At 38.9% G+C, this 24,357-nt stretch carries 13 protein-coding genes; 3 read left to right on the top strand and 10 right to left on the bottom strand.

Annotated elements, in window-relative coordinates:
* Nucleotides 1-20 precede the first annotated feature (20 nt).
* Nucleotides 21-731: a DUF4369 domain-containing protein gene (locus tag HM987_RS04545; RefSeq protein ID WP_179005638.1), complete on the top strand. Its 711-nt coding sequence runs from the start codon at nt 21-23 to the stop codon at nt 729-731.
* A gap of 154 nt (nt 732-885) precedes the next feature.
* On the opposite strand, the gene HM987_RS04540 is transcribed toward HM987_RS04545, so the two are convergent.
* The 7 genes from HM987_RS04540 to HM987_RS04510 all read right to left on the bottom strand — a co-directional run bounded on the left by HM987_RS04540 (nt 886) and on the right by HM987_RS04510 (nt 18,054).
* On the bottom strand, nt 886-1,152 hold the full coding sequence (locus tag HM987_RS04540) for a hypothetical protein (RefSeq protein ID WP_179005636.1): 267 nt from the start codon (nt 1,150-1,152) through the stop codon (nt 886-888).
* 74 nt (nt 1,153-1,226) lie between these two features.
* Complete coding sequence (locus tag HM987_RS04535) at nt 1,227-2,198, bottom strand: type I phosphomannose isomerase catalytic subunit (RefSeq protein ID WP_179005634.1); 972 nt, start codon at nt 2,196-2,198, stop codon at nt 1,227-1,229.
* 4 nt (nt 2,199-2,202) lie between these two features.
* Nucleotides 2,203-2,613, bottom strand: coding sequence for a 6-pyruvoyl trahydropterin synthase family protein (locus HM987_RS04530; protein WP_179005632.1), 411 nt, complete (start codon nt 2,611-2,613; stop codon nt 2,203-2,205).
* A gap of 2 nt (nt 2,614-2,615) precedes the next feature.
* Complete coding sequence (gene idi, locus HM987_RS04525) at nt 2,616-3,140, bottom strand: isopentenyl-diphosphate Delta-isomerase (RefSeq protein WP_179005631.1); 525 nt, start codon at nt 3,138-3,140, stop codon at nt 2,616-2,618.
* A gap of 107 nt (nt 3,141-3,247) precedes the next feature.
* Nucleotides 3,248-5,239, bottom strand: a complete 1,992-nt coding sequence (locus HM987_RS04520; RefSeq protein ID WP_179005629.1) for an OmpA family protein — start codon at nt 5,237-5,239, stop codon at nt 3,248-3,250.
* A 10-nt stretch (nt 5,240-5,249) separates the two neighbouring features.
* Nucleotides 5,250-6,176, bottom strand: a complete 927-nt coding sequence (locus tag HM987_RS04515) for a PorP/SprF family type IX secretion system membrane protein (protein WP_179005627.1) — start codon at nt 6,174-6,176, stop codon at nt 5,250-5,252.
* A gap of 28 nt (nt 6,177-6,204) precedes the next feature.
* Nucleotides 6,205-18,054 (bottom strand): DUF7507 domain-containing protein, encoded by an 11,850-nt coding sequence (locus HM987_RS04510; RefSeq protein WP_179005625.1) that lies wholly within the window; start codon nt 18,052-18,054, stop codon nt 6,205-6,207.
* A 637-nt stretch (nt 18,055-18,691) separates the two neighbouring features.
* Here HM987_RS04510 and HM987_RS04505 point away from each other — a divergent pair.
* Nucleotides 18,692-20,281, top strand: a complete 1,590-nt coding sequence (locus HM987_RS04505) for a peptide chain release factor 3 (protein WP_179005623.1) — start codon at nt 18,692-18,694, stop codon at nt 20,279-20,281.
* 140 nt (nt 20,282-20,421) lie between these two features.
* Nucleotides 20,422-20,652, top strand: a complete 231-nt coding sequence (locus tag HM987_RS04500) for a (4Fe-4S)-binding protein (RefSeq protein ID WP_179005622.1) — start codon at nt 20,422-20,424, stop codon at nt 20,650-20,652.
* A gap of 250 nt (nt 20,653-20,902) precedes the next feature.
* Here HM987_RS04500 and HM987_RS04495 read toward each other — a convergent pair whose 3' ends face one another.
* From HM987_RS04495 to HM987_RS04485, 3 genes are all read right to left on the bottom strand, one after another.
* Nucleotides 20,903-21,664 carry an endonuclease/exonuclease/phosphatase family protein gene (locus tag HM987_RS04495; RefSeq protein WP_229724596.1) on the bottom strand — a complete coding sequence of 254 codons (762 nt, stop codon included), beginning with the start codon at nt 21,662-21,664 and terminating at the stop codon, nt 20,903-20,905.
* Between the two features lie 129 nt (nt 21,665-21,793).
* Complete coding sequence (locus HM987_RS04490; protein WP_229724595.1) at nt 21,794-22,642, bottom strand: glycerophosphodiester phosphodiesterase; 849 nt, start codon at nt 22,640-22,642, stop codon at nt 21,794-21,796.
* Nucleotides 22,643-22,725: 83 nt separating this feature from the next.
* Nucleotides 22,726-24,342 (bottom strand): RagB/SusD family nutrient uptake outer membrane protein, encoded by a 1,617-nt coding sequence (locus HM987_RS04485; RefSeq protein WP_179005618.1) that lies wholly within the window; start codon nt 24,340-24,342, stop codon nt 22,726-22,728.
* Nucleotides 24,343-24,357 lie beyond the last annotated feature (15 nt).

Below are 24,357 nucleotides of genomic sequence, written 5' to 3'. Positions count from 1 at the left end.
ACCTAATTATAAAGCCAAAAATGACAAAATTGAACAAAGCCTTAAGTCTCATTATATTATTAATATTAGCCGTTTCCTGTGGAAATGAAAGTGACACTAATTTTACCCTAAAAGGAAAAATAAAAGGGTTGAAAAAAGGGGTGGTCTATCTTCAAAAAGATGGCGATTCTAGTGTTGTGAATTTAGATTCTATGGTTATTGTAGGTGAACCCGAATTTAATTTACATACCAATTTAGATGAACCTATACTACTCTATTTAAAATTGTTTAAAAATGATGGCGAAGAACATTATATTCCTTTTTTTGCGGATAAAGGTGTGACGGAAATCAATACCACTCTACAACATTTTGATTTTGATTCTAAAATAAAAGGATCCAAACAACAGGATCTTTTAGAGGAGTATTTAGGCATCATGTCACAATTCAACAATAAGAATTTAGACCTCATTGAAGCGAGTTTTAATGCACAAAAAGATAAGGATAGTTCGGCAATTGATTCTTTAAATAAAATTGCGGATCAGCTTATAAAACGTAAATATGCTTATACGATTCAATTCGCCATCAATAATAAGGATAGCGAAGTTGCGCCTTATCTGGCTTTATATGAAGCAAGAAATGCAAATCCCGTTTACATAGATTCTGTTTACAATAATTTAACTCCTGACATTAAGAATTCACTTTATGGTAAAAAACTGAAAGAAGCCATTGCAAATAGAAAATCGGCTGAATAGCAATGAAAATAATTGTTTACCCGTTTTAATTTAAGCAAAGAGAATTAAATCAAAAGCAAAAATCCAATCAACTAAATGATTGGATTTTGTTTTTTAAACTATAAATAGGTTATATCAATTATATTTTTAAAAAATCGATAACAAGTTACTATTATTATAATTTGTTGATTTTATCAATAAGCTCTCTTCCTTTTGTTTCAAGATCATTGTTAATGGCTTTAAAATGTGCTTTCTTATTTTCAACACTTCTATCATTAACACGAGCAATTAACTCATCAAACGTAGTAATGGCCTCATCAATAATTGCTTCGCTTTCTTTGGTTGACTTTTCCGGATTGGTTAATTCCCAAACGTAAACCGCTTCAATAATATCTCCTAAAACGTAGTTGATATCCTTTTTTAAATCTCTTTTATTCGACATGATTTTTATCTTTTATATAATTGCAAAAGTACTAAATCCTTTTAGTTAATTAATTGATTTTTATTTGAAGTTTTTTAAACGTAAACTTCCAAAAGTTTTCCATAATCTGAATTTATTTTGAAATCTATAATCCCAGCAGGAAGCAGTAACGTTTCTCCTTTAGAAATAGTAGTGTTCATTGTCTTAGTTGAAATTTCAACCTTACCATCAACACACATATAAATAATAAAGGAATCATGTGTATTCCGTTTTGTAATTTCTGAATTGATTTCTATGAAATTAGTTGTAAAATAAGGACACTTTACCATATGATTTGAAACATTCCTTTGGGTATCATAATTGATCCTGAAATCATTTTCCATTTCAAAATCAAAAGCGTCAATAGCTATATCGTTGTGCAATTCGCGCTCCTTACCGTCGTTGTCAACGCGATCCCAATCATAAACACGGTAAGTGACATCACTAGTTTGCTGAATTTCAGCTAACAATACGCCTGCTCCAATGGCATGGATTCTCCCAGCTTCTATAAAATAGGTATCACCTTCTTTAACTTTATCGAAATTGAGAATTTCAGGTAACTTCTTTTCTTCAAGATGTTTTAAATAGGTTGCTTTATTAACTTTCTTATTAAACCCTACGATGAGATTCGCATCATCATCGGCTTGCATTACGTACCACATTTCGGTTTTACCAAAAGAATTATGTCGTTTTTTAGCCAACGCATCGTTAGGATGCAACTGTATGCTTAAATCTTCTTTGGCGTCTATAAACTTTATAAGCAATGGAAATTCTTGTCCAAAACGCTTCCAATTTTTCTCACCTAAAAGATCGGATTTATAGGTATTGACTAACTCTTGAAGTGACTGTCCCTCTAATTCACCATTGTTTACAATGGAAACATCATTTGGCACTGTACTTACTTCCCAACTTTCACCTAAAGTTTTAGAATTGGATGATTTATTAAAAATTTGATTCAACTTTTTTCCGCCCCAAATTTTATCTTTTAATATGGGCTGAAATTTTAATGGGTATAAGGAGTGATTCATAAGGTTATTCTCCGGAATAGGTTACAAAGTTACGAGGTGTTTCGTAAAGCGTGATTTTTAGTTTAAATTTTGCCTCTAGTTTTGGTTTCATCTTGTTGTAAATAACCACTGCGATATTTTCTGCCGTAGGATTTAGATCCTTAAATTCAGGCACTTCGATATTTAAGTTTTTATGGTCAAAGGCATCTTCAACTTCAGATTTAATAATCTCTTTCAACGTTTTAATATCAATCACATAGCCAGTTTCGGGATCAATTTCTCCTGTGACACTTGCAATTAATTCATAATTATGACCGTGAAAGTTAGGGTTATTGCACAAACCAAAAACAGCATCGTTTTTCTCAAAGCTCCAATCTTTTCTATACAATCGGTGTGCGGCGTTAAAATGTGCTTTTCTGTGGACCGTAACCTTCATTCTTATTTATTAATGTTTATAAATTCGTAAAACTTCTCAAAAATTATTTTAAACCAAGCCGTGTATAGTTGTGGGTTTGAGGACATATCTAATTTGATAGCTTCAAGTGACATCCATTTCCAGCTCGCCACTTCATCCTCATTGATATTTGGATTATCGTTATAATACCCAATCATTATATGGTCATATTCATGTTCTGTTAAACCGTTGTCAAAAGGTGCTTTATAAATAAAGGAGGTGGATTCTTCTAATTCGGTTACAAAGCCCATTTCTTCTTGCAAACGACGTTTCCCTGCTTGCAAATTAGTTTCACCATCACGTTGATGACTGCAACAGGTATTCGTCCAAAGACCAGGCGTATGATATTTATGCAAGGCACGTTGCTGAAGCATCAATTCATTTTTATCATTAAAAACAAAAACCGAAAATGCACGATGCAAAAGGGCTTTTTCATGCGCCTCCATTTTTGGCATTAAACCAATTTTATTATCGTATTCATCTACTAAGATGACTTGTTCTTCTGTCATTTTGCTAAATTAATACCTTATGCTTAAATAAAAGTGAAGGATTTCATAAAAAAATAGCCGTTTAAACAATTTAAACGGCTATTGATGTTTATATAATCTAATGATTTTTAATTTTCCTCTACCTTATCATCACATGTTTTACCGTTTATACTTGTGATAATAAACTCACTTCGTCTATTAAGCTGGTGTTCTTCTTCAGAGCAACTAGATTCATTAGAAGGCTCACATCCACAATGATTAACCAACCTGGCTTCCCCATAACCTTTAGCTGTTAAGCGTTCTTCTCCAATGCCTTTTTCAATAAGGTATTTACGAGTAGATTGTGCTCTTCGGTCAGATAGTTTTTCGTTATAAGCAGCAGGACCTCTACAATCGGTATGACTTCGAATATCAATATGCATCGTTGGGTATTTGGTCAATACTGCCAATACTTTTTGAATTTCAATTTCAGCATCATATCTAATATTAGACTTATCAAAATCAAAATAAATAATAGGAATATCCAATACTTTAGCCAAATCATCACAAGGCTCAATTTGTTGCTCGTCTTTTTCTATAAGCATTTCCATCTTCAATTCTTGATTTTTATTTGGTGTGGTAAAACGTTTTTCGTCTGAAGTATATTTATCCTTTTCAACCCTAACAATGTATTCCTTTTTAGGATCTACTTTGAATTTAAAATAGGCATCTTCTCCAACGGTTTGACGTACTATTTCGTTTCCTTTTTCATCATATAAAATAACAGTTGCATCTGGTATTAATTCTTCAGTATTAATATCCTCAACAATACCTTCAACTAAAAGTTTTAATTCTGGAACTTCAAATGTATAAATATCATCGCTGCCTTTACCACCTTCTCTGTTTGAACTGAAATAAACACGTTTTGTGACTAAGTTTTCGTAATAACCAAAATCATCGCCTTCACTATTTACTGGTTTTCCTACATTTTCTATCGGGAAATTTCTATTGGAACCTTCTTTCACTTTTGTATCTATACCTTCAGATTTAAAAACATCCATTCCGCCTAAACCCGGAAATCCTGTTGAGGAAAAATATAAATCTCCACTCGTATTAATAAATGGAAATGACTCTTGCCCTTCGGTATTGATTGCAGATCCTAAATTTTCTGGCTCACCTAAAGTACCATCATCGTTGACATCTACTACGAAAATATCGGATTGACCAAAAGTCCCAGGCATATCTGAAGCAAAATATAGTTTAGTTCCTGTGACGTTTAGCGAAGGATGTGCAACACTATAATCTATACTATTAAAATGTACTTTATGTATATTTTCCCATTCTCCATCCTCACTTAAAGTGGCTCTGTATAATTGTAATCTGTTAATTCCTGTATCGTCTTCTTTATATTTTAATCTGTGATAATTATTTCTTGTAAAGAACATGTATTTGCCGTTAGGCGAAAACACAGCACTCGATTCATGGTATTTTGTATTGACGTCGCCTTCAATAGTTTTAACTTCTCCAAATGCGCCTTCTTCGTTTTTTTCTACGGCATACAAGTCTAAATAAGGTTCTTCATTCCATCTGTATTTTCGGCCTCCTCCTCTAGCTGAAGCGAATACAATTCCGTTTTCGTATTCTGTAGTTCCAAAGTCGGATAATTCTGTATTAATATCGAGGTTAACAACTGCAATATCATCTCTACTTAATTCTTCAATAGTTGATCTGTAGTCTACTTTAGACAAAAAAGCCCTTCCTCTTGAATCTTCTGGTTTCAGCTCGTTAAATTTAGCCATCCATTCATCTGAACCTTCGTAATCCTTGATCCCTTTTAATGCTAAGGCATATCTAAAATAATACTCAGGATCAACGACTTCTCCCATATTCATTAATTCACCATACCATTTGGCTGCTTCTTCCATTTTATTCTGAAAATAAAAGGAATTAGCTAATTTCTGAAACAGGTCAGCAGACTTGTAGCCTTTGTTTGCGACTTCTAGCAATACTTCACTTGTTTTTACATAAGCGAAATCCCGATAATCATCTTTCACACTTTGAATCTTTCCATTCTGAGCATAAGCCGTCGATGTGGATGCGATTATAAACGTTAATAATATGTAGTTTAATACTGTTTTCATAATTCTATTTTTAGAAGAAACGTGGTGATAATATTCTACCTAATCTTTTAACTTCAAATCTTAATGTAAATTCGTGAGTACCACTATTATAATTGCTAAGTCCAGTTGTCGTTAGATCATAGCTGTAACCAACAAACATGCCAGGTGTTATCTGTAAACCGGCTAAAGCACTCACAGAATCGTCCCATCTCCAAGCCAAACCTAAGGTAACTTTCTTTTGTATCCAAAAATTCGCAGAAACATCTGCAATTAAAGGGGCTCCCGAAACTCCTTTTAATAAAAATGCAGGTTTTAATTCTGTAGTTTCACTAATGTTGAAAACATAACCTCCAATTAAATAAAAGTGCATACGCTCTGTGGCAACCGATTCCTCATAATCGTCATAATGTTTGGTCTCAATAAAATTAGGAACGGCCAAACCTACATACCATTTTCGGGTATGCATGTACAATCCTGCTCCAATCATTGGCGATATTAGATTTAAATCGTTCTCAAATGCTGGATCAGTATCTCTATAGCGCCCTTTACTCCAATCGGTATCTAACATGTGAAATCCTCCTTTTGCACCAAATGATAATTTTAAGTCATTGGCATTTAAAGGAATGGTATAAGAAACATTAGCATCTACGAAAGTTTCGCTAGCAGGTCCCAAGGCATCATTGACAATATTTAGGCCTAAGCCAATACGTTCGTTACGTAAAGGCGTATGAACACCTAATGATTGCGTTTGTGGAGCCCCATCGATACCAATCCATTGCGATCTGTGTAAACCCACAACACTTAAAGTCTCTCTTTGACCAGCATAAGCAGGATTAACACTCAAAGTATTAAACATGTAATGCGTGTATTGTGGATCTTGCTGTGCAAAACTAATAGCACTAACTAGTATAAACACTAAAACTATTAATCCTTTTATTAGTGATGATTTATGTATCATTTTAATATATTTTATAATTCAGTATTTATTAGTTATTTCTATTGATGTATAACCAGCCTACTCTAGGTTCTGAGCCATCACCTAAGTCGAGTACATAATAATACGTTCCTACTGGTAATTCATCAGATTGATTGATCACTGCTCTTCCGTTTGATGCACCATCCCAATCATTGAGATAGCCATTGGTGCTATAAACAATATTGCCCCATCTGTTATAAACCTCTAATTTATTATTAGGGTATTGTTCGATACAATCAATAATGAAAGTTTCGTTAACACCATCACCATCTGGAGAAAACTCGTTATAGATGGTTAAACAAACTGGATCTACTCTGGCATCGTCCTCATCATTAGTAGGATCAACATCATCTCCTCCTACCGAACTTTGAATGAAAGCGGTATTCAAGTACTCACCAAACCCTAAAACCTCTACTGTAATTTCAAGAATTTCTACTTGATCTGGATTCAATTGTGAAATTGTCCATTCCCCATTGAGGTCTGAATACATTCCGGAAGTTGTAAGTGCCGAAACGAATAAGTAACCATTTGGAATTTGCTCATCAATTATTATATCAGTCGCAGTAACATTACCAATATTTGCCACTTCAATAGTAAATGTAACCTGATCGCCAATAACTGGATTAAGTTCATCTACAACTTTCGTTACTTCTAAATCGTAGATTGAAGTAAGTAAAGTAACTGTAGGGTCATCCGGATCATCATCTCCATTAATATCTTCATCTTCATTATCATTTGGATCATCGCTTGTATCTAAAATATCATCCGATGGGTCATCTAAATCACCACCAGGTCCTTCTCCTCTAACAGAAGCAGAATTTGTAACACTACCTACATCTATATCTGCTTGAGTAATTAGATATGTGGCAGTATAAGTAGTATCATCTATTTCTCCAGGAAGTAATTGTATAATTGGACCACCAACTAAGTTTAAACCCGGTAAGTTATCCTCAATAATTATATCTGTTAGAGTTAGATTCCCAGTGTTTTCTACAATGAAAACATAGTTAATCACATCATCAATACCTCCAGCTATACCGTCACCATTGGTATCTTCTAACGGTAATGTAGTTTTAATTAAACTGATTCTAGGATCTGGACTAATGGTAATCACTGTTGGGTCGTCCTCCGTGTTGCCGTCCGTGTCATCACCATCATCACTGGTGTCACTTACAGTCGTGTCGTTTGGACTGTCACCTTCCGCAAGCACACTGTTGCTAAAGCCGCCCGCATCCACTGCATCTTGGCCTATCACATAGCTTGCTGTATAAGTCGCTACTTCCCCGACCAATAGGTCGCCTTCCGTACTGCCTTGATCGGCACTTACAAATGTTGGCCCTGTTAATAAGGTCAGTGGGTTACCGTCTGCATCCACGAATGTATCCGCTATAGTAACATTATCTAATGTAACGTCTCCCGTGTTGGTCAAAGTGATCGTGTAGGTCATGGTATCGCCCAGACTTGCTCCTGCTGGTGCGACATCGTCCGTGATCGCTACCGTCTTGACCACTTCGATACTTGGATCTTGTTGGATTGTAGTATCTGTTGGGTCGTCCTCGGTGTTGCCGTCCGTGTCATCACCATCATCACTGGTGTCACCTACGGTCGTATCGTTTGGACTGTCACCTTCTGCAAGCACACTGTTGCTAAAGCCGCCAGAATCCACTGCGTCCTGGCCTATCACATAGCTTGCTGTATAAGTCGCTACTTCCCCGACCAATAGGTCGCCTTCCGTACTGCCTTGATCGGCACTTACAAATGTTGGCCCTGTTAATAAGGTCAGTGGGTTACCGTCTGCATCGGTGAACGTATCTGTGATACCTACTCCATCTAGGACCACGTTTCCTGTATTGGTTACCGTGATCGTGTAGGTCATGGTATCGCCCAGACTTGCTCCCGCTGGTGCGACATCGTCCGTGATCGCTACCGTCTTGACGGCTTCGATACTTGGGTTCTCCCCTATGATCGTTTCCGTTGGGTCGTCCTCCGTGTTGCCGTCCGTGTCATCGCCATCATCACTGGTGTCACTTACAGTCGTATCGTTTGGACTGTCGCCTTCCGCAAGCACACTGTTGCTAAAGCCGCCCGCATCCACTGCGTCCTGGCCTATCACATAGGTTGCCGTATAAGTGGCAACTTCGCCAACTAACAGATCGCCTTCCGTACTGCCTTGATCGGCACTTACAAATGTTGGGCCTGTTAATAAGGTCAGTGGGTTACCGTCTGCATCGGTGAACGTATCTGTGATACCTACTCCATCTAGGACCACGTTTCCTGTATTGGTTACCGTGATCGTGTAGGTCATGGTATCGCCAAGGCTTGCTCCTGTTGGTGCGACATCATTGGTGATCGCTACCGTCTTGACGGCTTCGATACTTGGGTTCTCCCCTATGATCGTTTCTGTTGGGTCGTCCTCCGTGTTGCCGTCCGTGTCATCGCCGTCGTCACTGGTGTCACTTACAGTCGTATCGTTTGGACTGTCGCCTTGCGCAAGCACACTGTTGCTAAAGCTGCCCGCATCCACTGCATCCTGGCCTATCACATAGGTTGCCGTATAAGTGGCAACTTCGCCAACTAACAGATCGCCTTCCGTACTGCCTTGATCGGCACTTACAAATGTTGGGCCTGTTAATAAGGTCAGTGGGTTACCGTCTGCATCGGTGAACGTATCTGTGATACCTACTCCATCTAGGACCACGTTTCCTGTATTGGTCAACGTGATCGTGTAGGTCATGGTATCGCCAAGGCTTGCTCCTGTTGGTGCGACATCATTGGTGATCGCTACCGTCTTGACGGCTTCGATACTTGGGTTCTCCCCTATGATCGTTTCTGTTGGGTCGTCCTCCGTGTTGCCGTCCGTGTCATCACCATCATCACTGGTGTCACTTACAGTCGTATCGTTTGGACTGTCGCCTTGCGCAAGCACACTGTTGCTAAAGCTGCCCGCATCCACTGCATCCTGGCCTATCACATAGGTTGCCGTATAAGTGGCAACTTCGCCAACTAACAGATCGCCTTCCGTACTGCCCTGATCGGCACTTACAAATGTTGGGCCTGTTAATAAGGTCAGTGGGTTACCGTCTGCATCGGTGAACGTATCTGTGATACCTACTCCGTCTAGAACCACGTTTCCTGTATTGGTTACCGTGATCGTGTAGGTCATGGTATCGCCAAGGCTTGCTCCTGTTGGTGCGACATCATTGGTGATCGCTACCGTCTTAACGGCTTCGATACTCGGGTTCTCCCCTATGACCGTTTCCGTTGGGTCGTCCTCCGTGTTGCCGTCCGTGTCATCGCCGTCGTCACTGGTGTCACTTACAGTGGTATCGTTTGGACTGTCGCCTTCCGCAAACACACTGTTGCTAAAGCCGCCCGCATCCACTGCATCTTGGCCTATCACATAAGTTGCTGTATAAGTCGCTACTTCCCCGACCAATAGGTCGCCTTCCGTACTGCCCTGATCGGCACTTACAAACGTTGGGCCTGAAGCTAACGTTAATGCGTTACCGTCTGCATCTGTAAAGGTGTCGGTAAGGACAATATTGTCCAATGTGACGTCTCCCGTGTTAGTCAACGTGATCGTATAGGTCATGGTATCGCCTAGACTCGCTCCCGCTGGTGCGACATCGTCCGTGATCGCTACCGTCTTAACGGCTTCGACACTTGGGTTCTCTCCTATGATCGTTTCCGTTGGGTCGTCCTCGGTGTTGCCGTCCGTGTCATCGCCATCGTCACTGGTGTCATTTACAGTCGTATCGTTTGGACTGTCGCCTTCCGCAAGCACACTGTTGCTAAAGCCGCCCGCATCCACTGCATCCTGGCCTATCACATAGCTTGCCGTATAAGTGGCTACTTCCCCGACCAATAGGTCGCCTTCCGTACTGCCCTGATCGGCACTTACAAATGTTGGGCCTGTTAATAAGGTCAGTGGGTTACCGTCTGCATCCACGAATGTATCTGCTATAGTAACATTATCTAATGTAACGTCTCCCGTATTTTCTACTGTGATCGTATAAGTGACCGTATCTCCTAAACTCGCTCCTGTTGGTGCGACATCGTCCGTGATCGCTACCGTCTTGACCGCTTCGATACTTGGGTTCTCCCCTATGATCGTTTCCGTTGGGTCGTCCTCCGTGTTGCCGTCCGTGTCATCGCCGTCGTCACTGGTGTCACTTACAGTTGTATCGTTTGGACTGTCGCCTTCCGCAAGCACACTGTTGCTAAAGCCGCCCGCATCCACTGCATCTTGACCTATCACATAAGTTGCCGTATAAGTGGCTACTTCCCCGACCAATAGGTCGCCTTCCGTACTGCCCTGATCGGCACTTACAAACGTTGGCCCTGTTAATAAGGTCAGTGGGTTACCGTCTGCATCGGTGAACGTATCTATGATACCTACTCCGTCTAGGACCACGTTTCCTGTATTGGTTACCGTGATCGTGTAGGTCATGGTATCGCCTAAACTCGCTCCTGCTGGTGCGACATCATTGGTGATCGCTACCGTCTTCACGGCTTCGATACTTGGGTTCTCTACTATGATCGTTTCTGTTGGGTCGTCCTCGGTGTTGCCGTCCGTGTCATCACCGTCGTCACTGGTGTCACTTACAGTTGTATCGTTTGGACTATCGCCTTCCGCAAGCACGCTGTTGCTAAAGCCGCCCGCATCCACTGCATCCTGGCCTATCACATAAGTTGCTGTATAAGTGGCGGTTTCGCCAACTAACAGATCGCCTGCCGTACTGCCTTGATCGGCACTTACAAACGTTGGTCCTGTTAATAAGGTCAGTGGGTTACCGTCTGCATCTACGAATGTATCCGCTATAGTAACATTATCCAATGTAACATCTCCCGTGTTGGTCAACGTGATCGTGTAGGTCATGGTATCGCCTAGACTCGCTCCCGCTGGTGCGACATCATTGGTGATCGCTACCGTCTTCACGGCTTCGATACTTGGGTTCTCCCCTATGATCGTTTCTGTTGGGTCGTCCTCGGTGTTGCCGTCCGTGTCATCGCCGTCGTCACTGGTGTCACTTACAGTGGTATCGTTTGGACTGTCGCCTTCCGCAAGCACACTGTTGCTAAAGCCGCCCGCATCCACTGCATCTTGGCCTATCACATAAGTTGCTGTATAAGTGGCTACTTCCCCGACCAATAGGTCGCCTTCCGTACTGCCCTGATCGGCACTTACAAACGTTGGGCCTGTTAATAAGGTCAGTGGGTTAACGTCTGCATCCACGAATGTATCTGCTATAGTAACATTATCTAATGTAACGTCTCCCGTGTTTTCTACTGTGATCGTATAAGTGACCGTATCTCCTAAACTCGCTCCTGTTGGTGCGACATCGTCCGTGATCGCTACCGTCTTGACCGCTTCGATACTTGGGTTCTCTCCTATGATCGTTTCTGTTGGGTCGTCCTCCGTGTTGCCGTCCGTGTCATCACCATCATCACTGGTGTCACTTACAGTCGTATCGTTTGGACTGTCGCCTTCCGCAAGCACACTGTTGCTAAAGCCGCCTGCATCCACTGCATCTTGGCCTATCACATAGCTTGCTGTATAAGTGGCGGTTTCGCCAACTAACAGATCGCCTTCCGTACTGCCCTGATCGGCACTTACAAACGTTGGGCCTGTTAATAAGGTCAGTGGGTTACCGTCTGCATCGGTGAACGTATCTACTATACCTACTCCATCTAGGACCACGTTTCCTGTATTGGTTACCGTGATCGTGTAGGTCATGGTATCGCCAAGGCTTGCTCCTGTTGGTGCGACATCATTGGTGATCGCTACCGTCTTGACGGCTTCGATACTTGGGTCTTCTGGAAGCAATGTATCTGTAGAATCGTCATCACTCGTTGCATCCGCTGGGTCATCACTATCGTCAGTAACCGGATCTCCGTTTGTATCTGTTCCGTCTGCCGTGGCTTGGTTGGTTACCATACCTGCATTGATATCAGCTTGAGTTATCGCATAGCTTGATGTGTAAATTATGGAGTCATTTCCGACAATCATATCTTGATCATCCGCCTCTCCATCTTCATCTGTTCCACCACTTACATAAGTAGGTGTCGGTAAAATACCGGTTCCAGTAAAGTTTGTTATACTTTCATTAACACTCACATCATAGATAGTAACATCTCCTGTATTTGTTACGGTATAGGTATAAGTAATGACATCACCTACATTCACTACTCCATCTGTACCAACGTTTAAGCTGCTCTCCTTAATAATGCTCAACTCTGGATTTTGTACAATTATTACAACTGTTGGATCGTTCGTAGGATCTGTATCCGGATCTGGACCATCTGTTAACTCATCACCATTATCACTCACATCACTCACATCATCTATTCCTGATGGACTGTCTCCAGTTGCTGTGGCACTGTTCTCTATGCTTCCTGTATTGACATCGTCTTGGACTACGATATATGTCGCTGTAGCTGAGCCGGTCTCTCCTGATAATAAGGTACCTGAGACAATCGCTAAGTCTAAACTGCTCGTTAAGGTATCATCTATAGTTATGTTACTTATCGTTACATTTCCTGTATTCTCAACACTAAACGTGTACGTCAACTCATCCCCTAAACTCAAACCTACTGGTGCAATATCATTGCTGATCGCTACCGTCTTAGTTAATTTAAGTTCAGGACACTCAGCACTATTTAATAATATTGGATTATTAGAAATTGCCAAACAATCTGGTGTTGTTTGATATCTGACAGCTATTGTATAGGTATCTGGTGGTAAATTATTAAATTCATTTGATACCTGCCAAGCTTGATCATTTGCACCACTCGAGCTATTTAAACTATATTCTATGGTTCCTCCTCCATTATCTGTTGCATCAACTGTTATTGACCCCTCATTTAATGGACAGGTTGGTTGAACTGAGCTTGTCGTAGGGTTAATGGTTGGTGGTGGTGTTAAAAAGGCTGGATCATAAACTATGAAAGCCTTACCGTCTCCGCCATCTCCAACACCTGCTCCTCTATAAGTAATTCTAAATCCGTAAATATCATTTCCTGAGCCAACAAAGGCCGTTAACGGATAAATATTTGCAAAAATATTCTGTCCAGAAACCGTTGTAGTAATCCCTGTATCGATATAGTTTGGTATAAACGTAGTCCTATTAGTCCCTATAACATTTCCTGCGGCATCCAGAGCTTGAACTCTGTACGCGTTATTTCCGTTACGCTCTGTAACTATAAGATATCTATTGGCTGCCGCTGTAATTGGAGCATCATAAAAAATCTCGAGAAAATCCGTGGAGGTAATTTGAAGGTCTGTTGAAAAATAATTCGTCAAATCCCTATCTGAAAACGTCGCCAATAAAGCTGGGTCAAATATAGCTGGACCATCAGTAATGTCTGAAGTAAGTGTTGGGCCATCGAAAATATATTGATGTGCCGCATCTGGATTTGCAAATTGATAATCTACACGAGTTGGTATATAAAACCCTGTAAATGTATCGCCTCCTATGGATATGGAATTCAGTATGGCGCCTGTTGCACTTCCCGTACCCGTAATATCGAAAGTGACACCTGTGGTCAAAGGCAACACTGGGCTACCTGTAGGAATAACATCATCACAAGCATCGTCACTACATTCAAATGGTGCTGTTAACACGTTGCTATCTTCCAATGGACATGATGCTTCATCAGAAAACGTGGCTGTCAAAGAAATAGCATTTCCATTTGCCGGTAAGACCACATCATTAAAAGTATGAGGAGAAGTTAAACCTGAAACTGAAACAGATGCTGTTCCATCTCCCGTTAAATCTAATGTGCCTATAGGTGGTACACTATTAAATGTGACGGTAATATCTGCTGTAAACGTATCATCAGTAATATTTGAAGGTGTACTATTATCATTACAAGCTGTTACGTCACTAGAAACAATACTCACCAAATTACAACATGCATCATCAAGAGTAATTGGGTTATTAGAAATTGCCAAACAATCTGGTGTTGTTTGATATCTGACAGCTATTGTATAGGTATCCGGTGATAAATTATTAAATTCATTTGATACCTGCCATGCTTGATCATTTGCACCACTCGAGCTATTTAAACTATATTCTATGGTTCCTCCTCCATTATTTGTTGCATCAACTGTTATTGACCCCTCATTTAATGGACAGGTTGGTTGAACTGAGCTTGTCGTAGGGTTAATGGTTGGTGGTGGTGTTAAAAAGGCTGGATCATAAACTATGAAAGCCTTACCGTCTCCACCATCTCCAACACCTGCTCCTCTATAAGTAATTCTAAATCCGTAAATATCATTTCCTGAGCCAACAAAGGCCGTTAACGGATAAATATTTGCAAAAATATTCTGTCCAGAAACCGTTGTAGTAATCCCTGTATCAATATAGTTTGGTATAAACGTAGTCCTATTAGTCCCTATAACATTTCCTGCGGCATCCAGAGCTTGAACTCTGTACGCGTTATTTCCGTTACGCTCTGTAACTATAAGATATCTATTGGCTGCCGCTGTAATTGGAGCATCATAAAAAATCTCGAGAAAATCCGTGGAGGTAATCTGAAGATCTGTTGAAAAATAATTCGTCAAATCCCTATCTGAAAACGTCGCCAATAAAGCTGGGTCAAATATAGCTGGACCATCCGTAATGTCTGAAGTAAGTGTTGGTCCATCGAAAATATATTGATGTGCCGCATCTGGATTTGCAAATTGATAATTTACGCTAGATGGTATATAAAACCCTGAAAATGTATCGCCTCCTATGGATATGGAATTCAGTATGGCGCCTGTTGCGCTTCCCGTACCCGTAATATCGAAAGTGACACCTGTGGTCAAAGGCAACACTGGGCTACCTGTAGGAATAACATCATCACAAGCATCGTCACTACATTCAAATGGTGCTGTTAACACGTTGGTGTCTTCTAAAGTACAGGTTGATTCGTCTGAAAAAGTTGCTGTCAATGAAATAGCATTGCCATTTGCCGGTAAGACCACATCATTAAAAGTATGAGGAGAAGTTAAACCTGAAACTGAAACAGATGCTGTTCCATCTCCTGTTAAATCTAAAGTCCCAATTGAAGGTAAATTCACAAAAGTTACCGTGATATCTGCTGTAAATGTATCATCAGTAGTATCTGATGGTGTAGAGTTATCATTACAAACCGTGATATCTGATGATGCTATTTCACTTATATTACAATCACAGACTGTTCCGCCTGTAGGATCAGTAACTGCTGCATTTGTACCTAATGAATAATTAACACCAGTTTCTGTTACCAAGCCATTGGCAGGGTTCACAACTGCAGGATCAGGCTCACCAAATTGACCATCATCTGAACCTGCTGCATTGGCACCTCCATAAGCCTCATTAGCATCTGCACAGCCATCACCATCACTATCTGAATTCAGGAAATCGAAAGTTCCATCATTTAATGTATCTATTGGAGTGATGCCATTACCTGCAGTATTCGGAATGCCATCTATATTTACCAAGCCATCTGCCATACCATCATTATCCGTATCTGTACCACCCGCTTCAGCTACATCATAAATACCATCGTTCTCACTATCCAAGTCTAAACGGTTTGGAACTCCATCTAAATCGGCATCACATTCTGGATGTAAATTAACAAAATAGGTACTCCATCGGTTCAATCCGGTATCGCTGGTATAAATACCAAAGTTTTTCTCATTATAATCCAACAAGCCTAAAAACAAAGAACCATCTATTCGGGTGGCTCCTGAAAGATTTTCAAGAAAATAGGTTCCATAAAACTCTCCACTTTCCCAAATTCCTGGTGCAGGAGCAGTTATATTAGTTATTTGTGGCTGGTTAGTATAAAGTAATATTTCTCTTCTATGATCTTCAAAATACTCTGAACCATGCGCTATAGAAACTACCGAATTCACTGTACCGGTTATTTCCCAATCTGTTAGAGTTAAATCCCCTCTCACAAAAAATTCATTTGCGGTTGGGTGCACGTGTGCATTAGTTAGGCTAACAATTATAGCGCCAGAATTTGGAGGGTAACCATACTCATCACTAACATCTAAGGTTAAGTTTAAATTCGTCTGCGCTGTTCCTGTAAATGATATCCCGAAATTTGAGGGCTTTATATCTAAAAACCCTGCTGGAAACCCTGACACTATTGAGTTTAAACATTCATTTTCTACCGTGTCTAAAATTCCATCGTTGTCATCATCTTGATCACAAAGATCCGCAATACCGTCTCCATCGTTATCCGAGTTACCAGAGTCTAAAGGGTCGCAAGAATCTACAACAGTGACCGTTACTGTAGCTACCTGACAATTTGTAATGCTCCCTGCATCACAAATTTGATATTCTAGAAAATACACACCCGCCGGAACATTAGATAATACGTTAACACTGCCATCAGACGTATTTAAGGTTACACCTGTATTTGTAGTACTGACTTCTGTTATATCCACATCAGACAATGTTGGAACAACCCCATCATAATCATCATTAACTAGAACATTGGCAACTGCTGTTCCTCCTACTCCTGAATTAACTGAGCCACTATCATCATTGGCGACTATTAGAAGTACGGATCCACAAAGTTCTATTGAGGCAGGTATAACACATTCAAAAGTATCCCCTGAACCAGAGGTCAGACCTCCTGTACTACCACTAGTGATATGGCCCACAAAACAAATTGAGCCACCATTAGCTCTGTTAAAATATGTCATGGCATGGCCACCAACACTTACATGAACCGGATCATCCACTCCAAGGTTAAACGACGGAGGAATTGTTGGATTTTGAATTAAATTAATATTACCATGACCTATGGAATCAAATTCATCATGATTATGACCCCAAGAATATAAAATATTAGGATCAGACGAAGTAGCGCCAGCTGTAATAACTGCAGCCCCAACATGCGACTCTGATGTATGAGATGTTGCAAGTTGAATTGCTCCTGTAAAATCTCCTCCACCAGCGGCCTGTATAGCCGTCCAATTAGTAACTACACCTGTACCCGTGGTAATTATCTCTCCAAAAGTATTGTCCCCTACTCCATAAATTTTTGTATCCGTTCCTAAAACTAACAATCCCGTATCGTTATCATCTTCAGTATACGAAGAAATATAAGATATAGGAACGGGAGGTGCTGTCATTAAAGTCGCATAATCCAAATCTTGAACTCCAGTTCCATTTCCAAGTACAACATTATCTCCCCAAGTATAGATATCCCCATTTGACATTAGAGCATAACCTGCATATTTATTACCGGTAACGTCAGTGACACCTAAAAGTGGCACCCCTAATGATGTTTGGACTTGTTGCCAAATATTTCCATTTGTACTAGTATTACCATTTGGAGCAGTTGTACCAGTAGTAGCAACCCAAATTTCACCAGCACTTATTACAAATAGCACATCTGAACTGGCGTGCATTTGTGTAACATCTGCCGTATTGAAAGGCAGTGTCTGAGTCGCATTCATATCATTAAAGCTTGAACCAGAAACAAAGTCACTATCTACAACTTCACCTACACCGCCCCATGCATATAAACTCGTTGTTGTAGCCAAAAACCCTTGTCCATCAGAGTTCCCAGAAAGTGCAAAATGCAATGGCGTACCAGAATAAGTATAACCATTTGCTGGTGTAACCTCAGTTAATGTCGTTGCATCTCCTCCATTTGACGCCATATCTTCACCCCAAGTAACAATACCTGTAGTCGTTTTTGCTATAGACTGGTGATAAGACGTCATCAATATATCTGAATTTGGATCAAAAACACCATCAGCATTGATAGTTTCGCAATTTTGAGCAAAAACTTTTATTAAAGGAAACAGAATAAACACCAGAGAAAAATAGAGTGTTCTTACGTTAGAGAATCGAGTAGAGATTTTCATATATTATATAGTTGGTGTATAATTCAATTTTATGCCACAACAGCTCAGGCTATTATCGTTAAATGACAAATATATCCGATAAAGCGTAAAAAACAAATTTAATGGCCAGATATTGTAATATCTAAACAAGATTAGGAATGTCTAACAATTCCTTTTAAAAATTTTAACAAATACTTATTATTCTATGAAGAGATCAGCTATTAATCAACTTCGAAATCATTAATCCCGTAATTTTAGCCTGTAAAATTACAAAAAAATTAACATTTTAACATCTTTTTAACAACCTTACTCTACTTATGATGTAAAAAAATATACTCAACAGCCTTGTAATAAACATAATAGAAAAAAAAAAAAAAAAAACTAATGTGTTTAAAATCCAAATTATTAGAAAGCCCTCATAGACTCCTCTTTTTTTATTATCCAAGAAGCAACTATCTCAAAAAATAATTTTTGTTTTAATCATTTTCATACGATGTTTAATCTAAGGTGGTTTTATATTTTTTTATACTTATTCTATTAACTTATATTTGCAATCGTTTTTTCAGCTAGATATTATGAATGTTTTATCCAATTTCCTATTGTTTAAAGGAAGTATGAATAAAAAATCGAAGCAAAAAACGAATACAATTTAGAATATATGAGTTTTTTAAAAGAAATAAACAGGCGACGCACTTTTGGGATCATCTCGCATCCAGATGCTGGTAAAACCACACTTACCGAAAAACTATTATTGTTTGGTGGTGCCATACAAGAAGCTGGTGCTGTAAAAAGTAATAAGATAAAAAAAGGCGCCACAAGTGACTTTATGGAAATTGAGCGACAACGTGGAATTTCTGTAGCCACTTCTGTTTTGGCTTTTGAATACAATGGTATAAAGATAAATATCTTAGATACACCTGGTCACAAAGATTTTGCTGAAGATACATTTAGAACCTTAACCGCAGTCGATAGCGTGATTGTGGTCATAGATGTGGCCAAAGGTGTCGAGGAACAGACCGAAAAGTTGGTTGAAGTTTGTAGAATGCGAAAGATTCCTATCATTGTTTTTATTAATAAAATGGACAGAGAAGGTAAGGACGCATTCGATCTTTTGGATGAAATTGAACAAAAGTTAGGTTTAAAGGTGGTACCCTTAAGTTTTCCTATTGGAATGGGTTACGACTTTAAAGGTATATACAACATCTGGGAAAAAAATGTGAACCTATTTTCTGGAGATAGCAGAAAAGATATTGAGGAAACTATTGAAATTTCAGATTTATCATCTTCTGAATTGGACAAGTTGGTCGGCGAAAAAGCGGCAAATACCTTAAGGGAAGAAATAGAATTGGTTCAGGGGATTTACCCTCAGTTTAATAAGGAAGACTATCTTAATGGCAACCAACAGCCTGTATTTTTCGGTTCGGCATTAAATAATTTTGGTGTTCGTGAGTTATTGGATTGTTTCGTTGAAATAGCACCAAAACCTAGACCTAAACAAAGTGAAGAACGATTAGTAAAACCTGAGGAAAAGACCTTTAGTGGCTTTGTTTTTAAAATTCATGCCAATATGGACCCTAACCACAGAAACAGATTGGCTTTTGTAAAAATTGTATCTGGAGAATTTAAACGTAATTCCCCATATTTACATGTAAGACATGATAAGAAACTAAAATTTTCTAGTCCGAACGCCTTCTTTGCGGAAAAAAAGGAAATTGTAGACATCTCGTATCCTGGCGATATTGTTGGCCTTCAAGATACTGGAAGTTTTAAAATTGGTGATACGTTAACCGAAGGGGAAATATTGAATTATAAAGGTGTACCTAGTTTTTCGCCAGAGCATTTTAGATATATCAATAATGCGGACCCTATGAAGGCGAAACAACTATACAAAGGTATAGATCAGTTAATGGATGAAGGCGTCGCCCAATTATTCACGTTGGATTTTAATGGACGTAAGGTTATTGGAACCGTTGGTGCTTTGCAATATGAAGTCATCCAATACCGATTGGAACATGAATACGGCGCCAAGTGTACTTATGAAAACCTCAACGTCCATAAAGCGTGCTGGATTAAAACTGATAACGAAAAAAGTGAAGAATTTAAAGAATTCTTAAGAGTTAAGCAGCGTTATTTAGTAAGGGATAAACGCAATCAATTGGTGTTTTTGGCAGATAGTATGTTCTCTTTGCAAATGTCACAACAAAAATACCCTAGTATTACGTTTCATATGACTTCAGAATTTGAATAATCAAATATCTAAATGTATGAATAATACTTCAAAATTAAACTTTTTAACGACAAATATTGACTTTAATCGACTTTATAATTTTAATTCCGAATCATTTAATACTTTCAAAATACGATTAACCCCAAACTAATCTACTTATTATGGAAAATAACGCAAACGTTTTCAGTAACGCTGAAATTACCGTTACCTACAATCCTCGCTGCTGTGCCAATGCAGAACTTTGTGCGAGACAGTTATCCAATGTGTTTAGAAGATCCGTGATTCCTTGGATTGATTTAGAAGGCGCAAATACTGATGCTATTATCAATCAGATAAAAAAATGCCCTTCAGGAGCCTTGCAATATCATATGAATAAAAAAGATGTTGCTTAAATTAGTTTAGCAAAACGCTAATAAAAAAACTCATCTTGATGTTTTTTAGTCTAATTAAAAGCATCAAGATGAGTTTTTTTTTATCTATTTATTCTCGGTTACCTTAGTTGTTTTTTCGGAAAGTTTGGTTTCATTAGTTTCAGTGCTTTTATCACTTAAAGGTCTGCAGGTCACTATAAGAATAACTACAATTTTTATACAAACAACTCAAAGCAAAAAGGTTCTTTTGGTTATTTTCATAATTCAACAATTATTGTATTTCAACTTCTAGATAAACAGGAAAATGGTCTGATGGAAACTTAAAATCAATGGAGCTTGACAAAACAGCATATTTCCGAACCTTTAAGTTCGGGGACTTAGAAACGAAAATATAATCGATTCGTCGGGTTACAGGTTCATTATAGTTGAAACCGTTAAAGGTTCCGTGAGCGCCAAATTCTACTTCAGCTATTTGCTTAGCGTCTAACATTACTTTTGATATTTCGGATACCACATCACTATTAGGTTCAACATTAAAATCTCCCATGAGCATGACCGGGTAATTTTCGGTATTTTCTGAAGCTATTTTTTGAAGAATAAGTTTCATACTTTGTTTACGAGATTCCTGACCAACATGATCCAAATGCGTATTGAACACCCAAAATTTTTGATCACTCGATTTTGAAGCGAATAAACCGTAAGTGCAAACTCTTGGATAGGCAGCGTCCCAATCCTTAGAGACTTTCCCTGGTGTCTTTGATAACCAAAAGGTCTGATGTTTTTCTACATTAATATGTTCTGAATTGTAATATATAGCAGCGTGTTCTCCTTCGCCATTTCCATCTCTACCTTTGCCTATAAAATTATAATCTGGTAAGGCTAAATTTAAATCTTCAATTTGATTGGGAAGCGCTTCTTGCACACCAAAAACATCGGGACTTAAAAATAAAATTTGATCAGTTAAAAATTCACTGCGATTCGGCCAGGCATTTTCACCATCAGATGCTGTATCCAATCGAATATTATAGGTCATTACCTTTAATTTAGCATTTGAATTCTTGTCCGTTATATTTTCTTTGTCAGTTTTGCAACCGAGAAGGAAAGAACATATAATAAATAGCTGAACTAATTTCATGTGTTTAATTCTAAAAATTCATTATGACTAATTGGAAACTACTTTTAGTCTCTCAAAAGCAAGTTCTGGCTCGTCCGTAGTTATATAATCGAAATCCTGAGCTAATAACCAGTCTATATCTTCTTGCTTATTTGCCGTCCATGCATTCAGTTTTAGATCCAATTTTTTCGCCTCCGTAATCCATTCTGGTTTTTGCTTAAGTTTCCACACCAAATAATCCAAGCCTGTAATATTATCATTTTTTAGTTCTTGAGGAGTTTTCGACCCATCGAGATACAAAACTTTGGCATCGCCATTTATTTCTTTTATACGCTTAATAATTTCATAACTGAAACTGATATAATAAGACACATAAGCTTCTGCCTTTAGCTCCTTTACTAAAGCTACCGCTTTTTCAGCCATGAGCTTATTTCGACCTTCAATTTTCGAAGGTTTTATCTCACATACTAAACCCGTAGTTGCATTGTTGGTCATTCCCGCCTTAATAAAATCCCTCAATGTCGGTAGGGTTTCCCCATTTGGTAATTTGTGCTTGGCAAGTTCATCGTAAGTTGTTGAGTCTATCACTAGACCGCCAAAATCGCCATCGTGTGTAACTATTAGTACTTCATCCGAAGTCATTCGCACATCAAACTCGGAGCCTGTACATTTTAGGTTAATGGCCTCTTTTAAAGCAGCGATTGAATTCTTTGGGAAACCCTTAGCTTTCCAAGCACCTCTGTGGGCAATTACTGGATTATCAGCAAAGGCAATTTTAGATTCCATAGCTTTAGTATGGTTAGGTTGTTTTGTTTCGGCTGTATCCCTTTTTTCTTTAGAGGTTGAATTGCAAGACACAAGACCAAGACAGCATATTAAAATTATTATATAACGCATAAGCAAGGTGTTTTAGGAAAAGTAAAACAAAAGGGCAAGCGAACTTGCCCAATATGTTTCTATAGAATGACTAATTCAAATATTTAATTGTATCCATTATTTTGTGGATAACCTGCTCCTAATAGATCTAAATCTATTTGAGCGATTGGCCAGTTAATGTAGTGTGATTGCCAATTTTCTCTTGGATCTCTTACGCCTAAATTATTTGGGAAAAATTCACCATCACCTGCATAATTTGTCATCTGAAAATCAATAACATCTTGTCCCATTCTTTTTAAAGTAAACCAACGTTGTCCTTCGAATGCCAATTCTCTTGCGCGTTCGTCTAAGATTGTTTGTTGATTGACACTCGTTACAGGTGCTGCTCCAGCACGTGTGCGAACTGCATTAATATATGGTAGCGGATCACCAGTAGATCTCATAATCGCTTCTGCAGCGATTAAATACGTTTCTGCTAATCTATACACCAAGATATTACTTCTATTTAAGTAGGACTCTGGATCATCATCGTCTTGATGAAACTTGATACAAGAAGGGTGCATTCTTTGATAATATCTGGTATAATTAGGCTGCTCATCGTCCGGTAAGCTTAAATCAGTAATTGGAGCATAGTCATCAACCATTTCGCCGATTCTATCACCCTCATTGTAGAACCAATTTAATCTAAAATAGGTATCATCATTTCTTGTGTCATTTGGATCGTCATTCAATAGACCAAGTAAATACAAATTCGGTAAAATTCTAGAAAACCCTCGTCCTCCTTGATCTTCATCAGCAACGATCCCTCCTATCTGAAAATACTGAGTCACATAATTAGCATTCATCATGGTGTTTCCGCCACCTCCTAACAAATCATCTTGGGATTGTATAACGAATAGGGCTTCAGAATGGTTTCTGTCACCGTCGAAAACCTGTGCAGTAGTTGCAACAAGCGCATGCGGCCCTTCATCTATTAAAGATACAGCTTGGTTTTTTGCTTCTGTCCAATTACCCTGCCACATAGCAACTTTAGCTTTTACATGCTTAGCCGTTCCTTTTGTAACACGACCAAATTCATCTGTCCATTCCAGGTTTTCAATTGCATAGTTAAGATCGCTATTGATCAACCCAAATATTTCTTCTTCAGTAGAACTATCATTTACCACATCAAAGGCATTCTCAACGGTAACTGTTTCCGTATTAACATAAATATTCTTATACATTCTATATAGATAGAAGTATGAATGTGCTCTAAAGAATCTAGCTTCACCCAATACTTTTTGTCTTACATCCTCATCCAATCCCTCTATTGCCTCTGCGGCGTTGATAATGGAAGTCGCCTTATTAGCCAAATTATAGTAATGTTTCCAAAATAAAGATGATGCAAAATTAGCACCTTGATCTACTGGTGACACACCTCTCTGGTATCTTCCCATTAATCCGGTGTATCCCGATCTTGAAAATGCCAAGTCGCTTCTAGAAGACATAAGTACTGCACCCATAAAATCTTCTGTTCCTGCATCGTAACGGTCTCTTTCAAATTTATACAGACTTACCACACCAGATTTTAAACCTCCTTCTGTGGTGTAAATATAATCTGAATCAATTAATGTACTTGGCTGTTCATCTAAATAGTCTTCGCAAGAAATCACCATGAAGAATAAGGCCATACTCAGCACTAAGCCACCTTTTAATCTTGAATTATAAAACTTCGTTTTCATATTATTGCTTTTTTA

This window comes from Winogradskyella forsetii (genome assembly GCF_013394595.1).
Classification (GTDB): Bacteria; Bacteroidota; Bacteroidia; order Flavobacteriales; family Flavobacteriaceae; genus Winogradskyella; species Winogradskyella forsetii.
The sequence above is the reverse complement of the archived record's forward strand: the minus strand, read 5'-3'. Positions and strand labels throughout refer to the sequence as shown.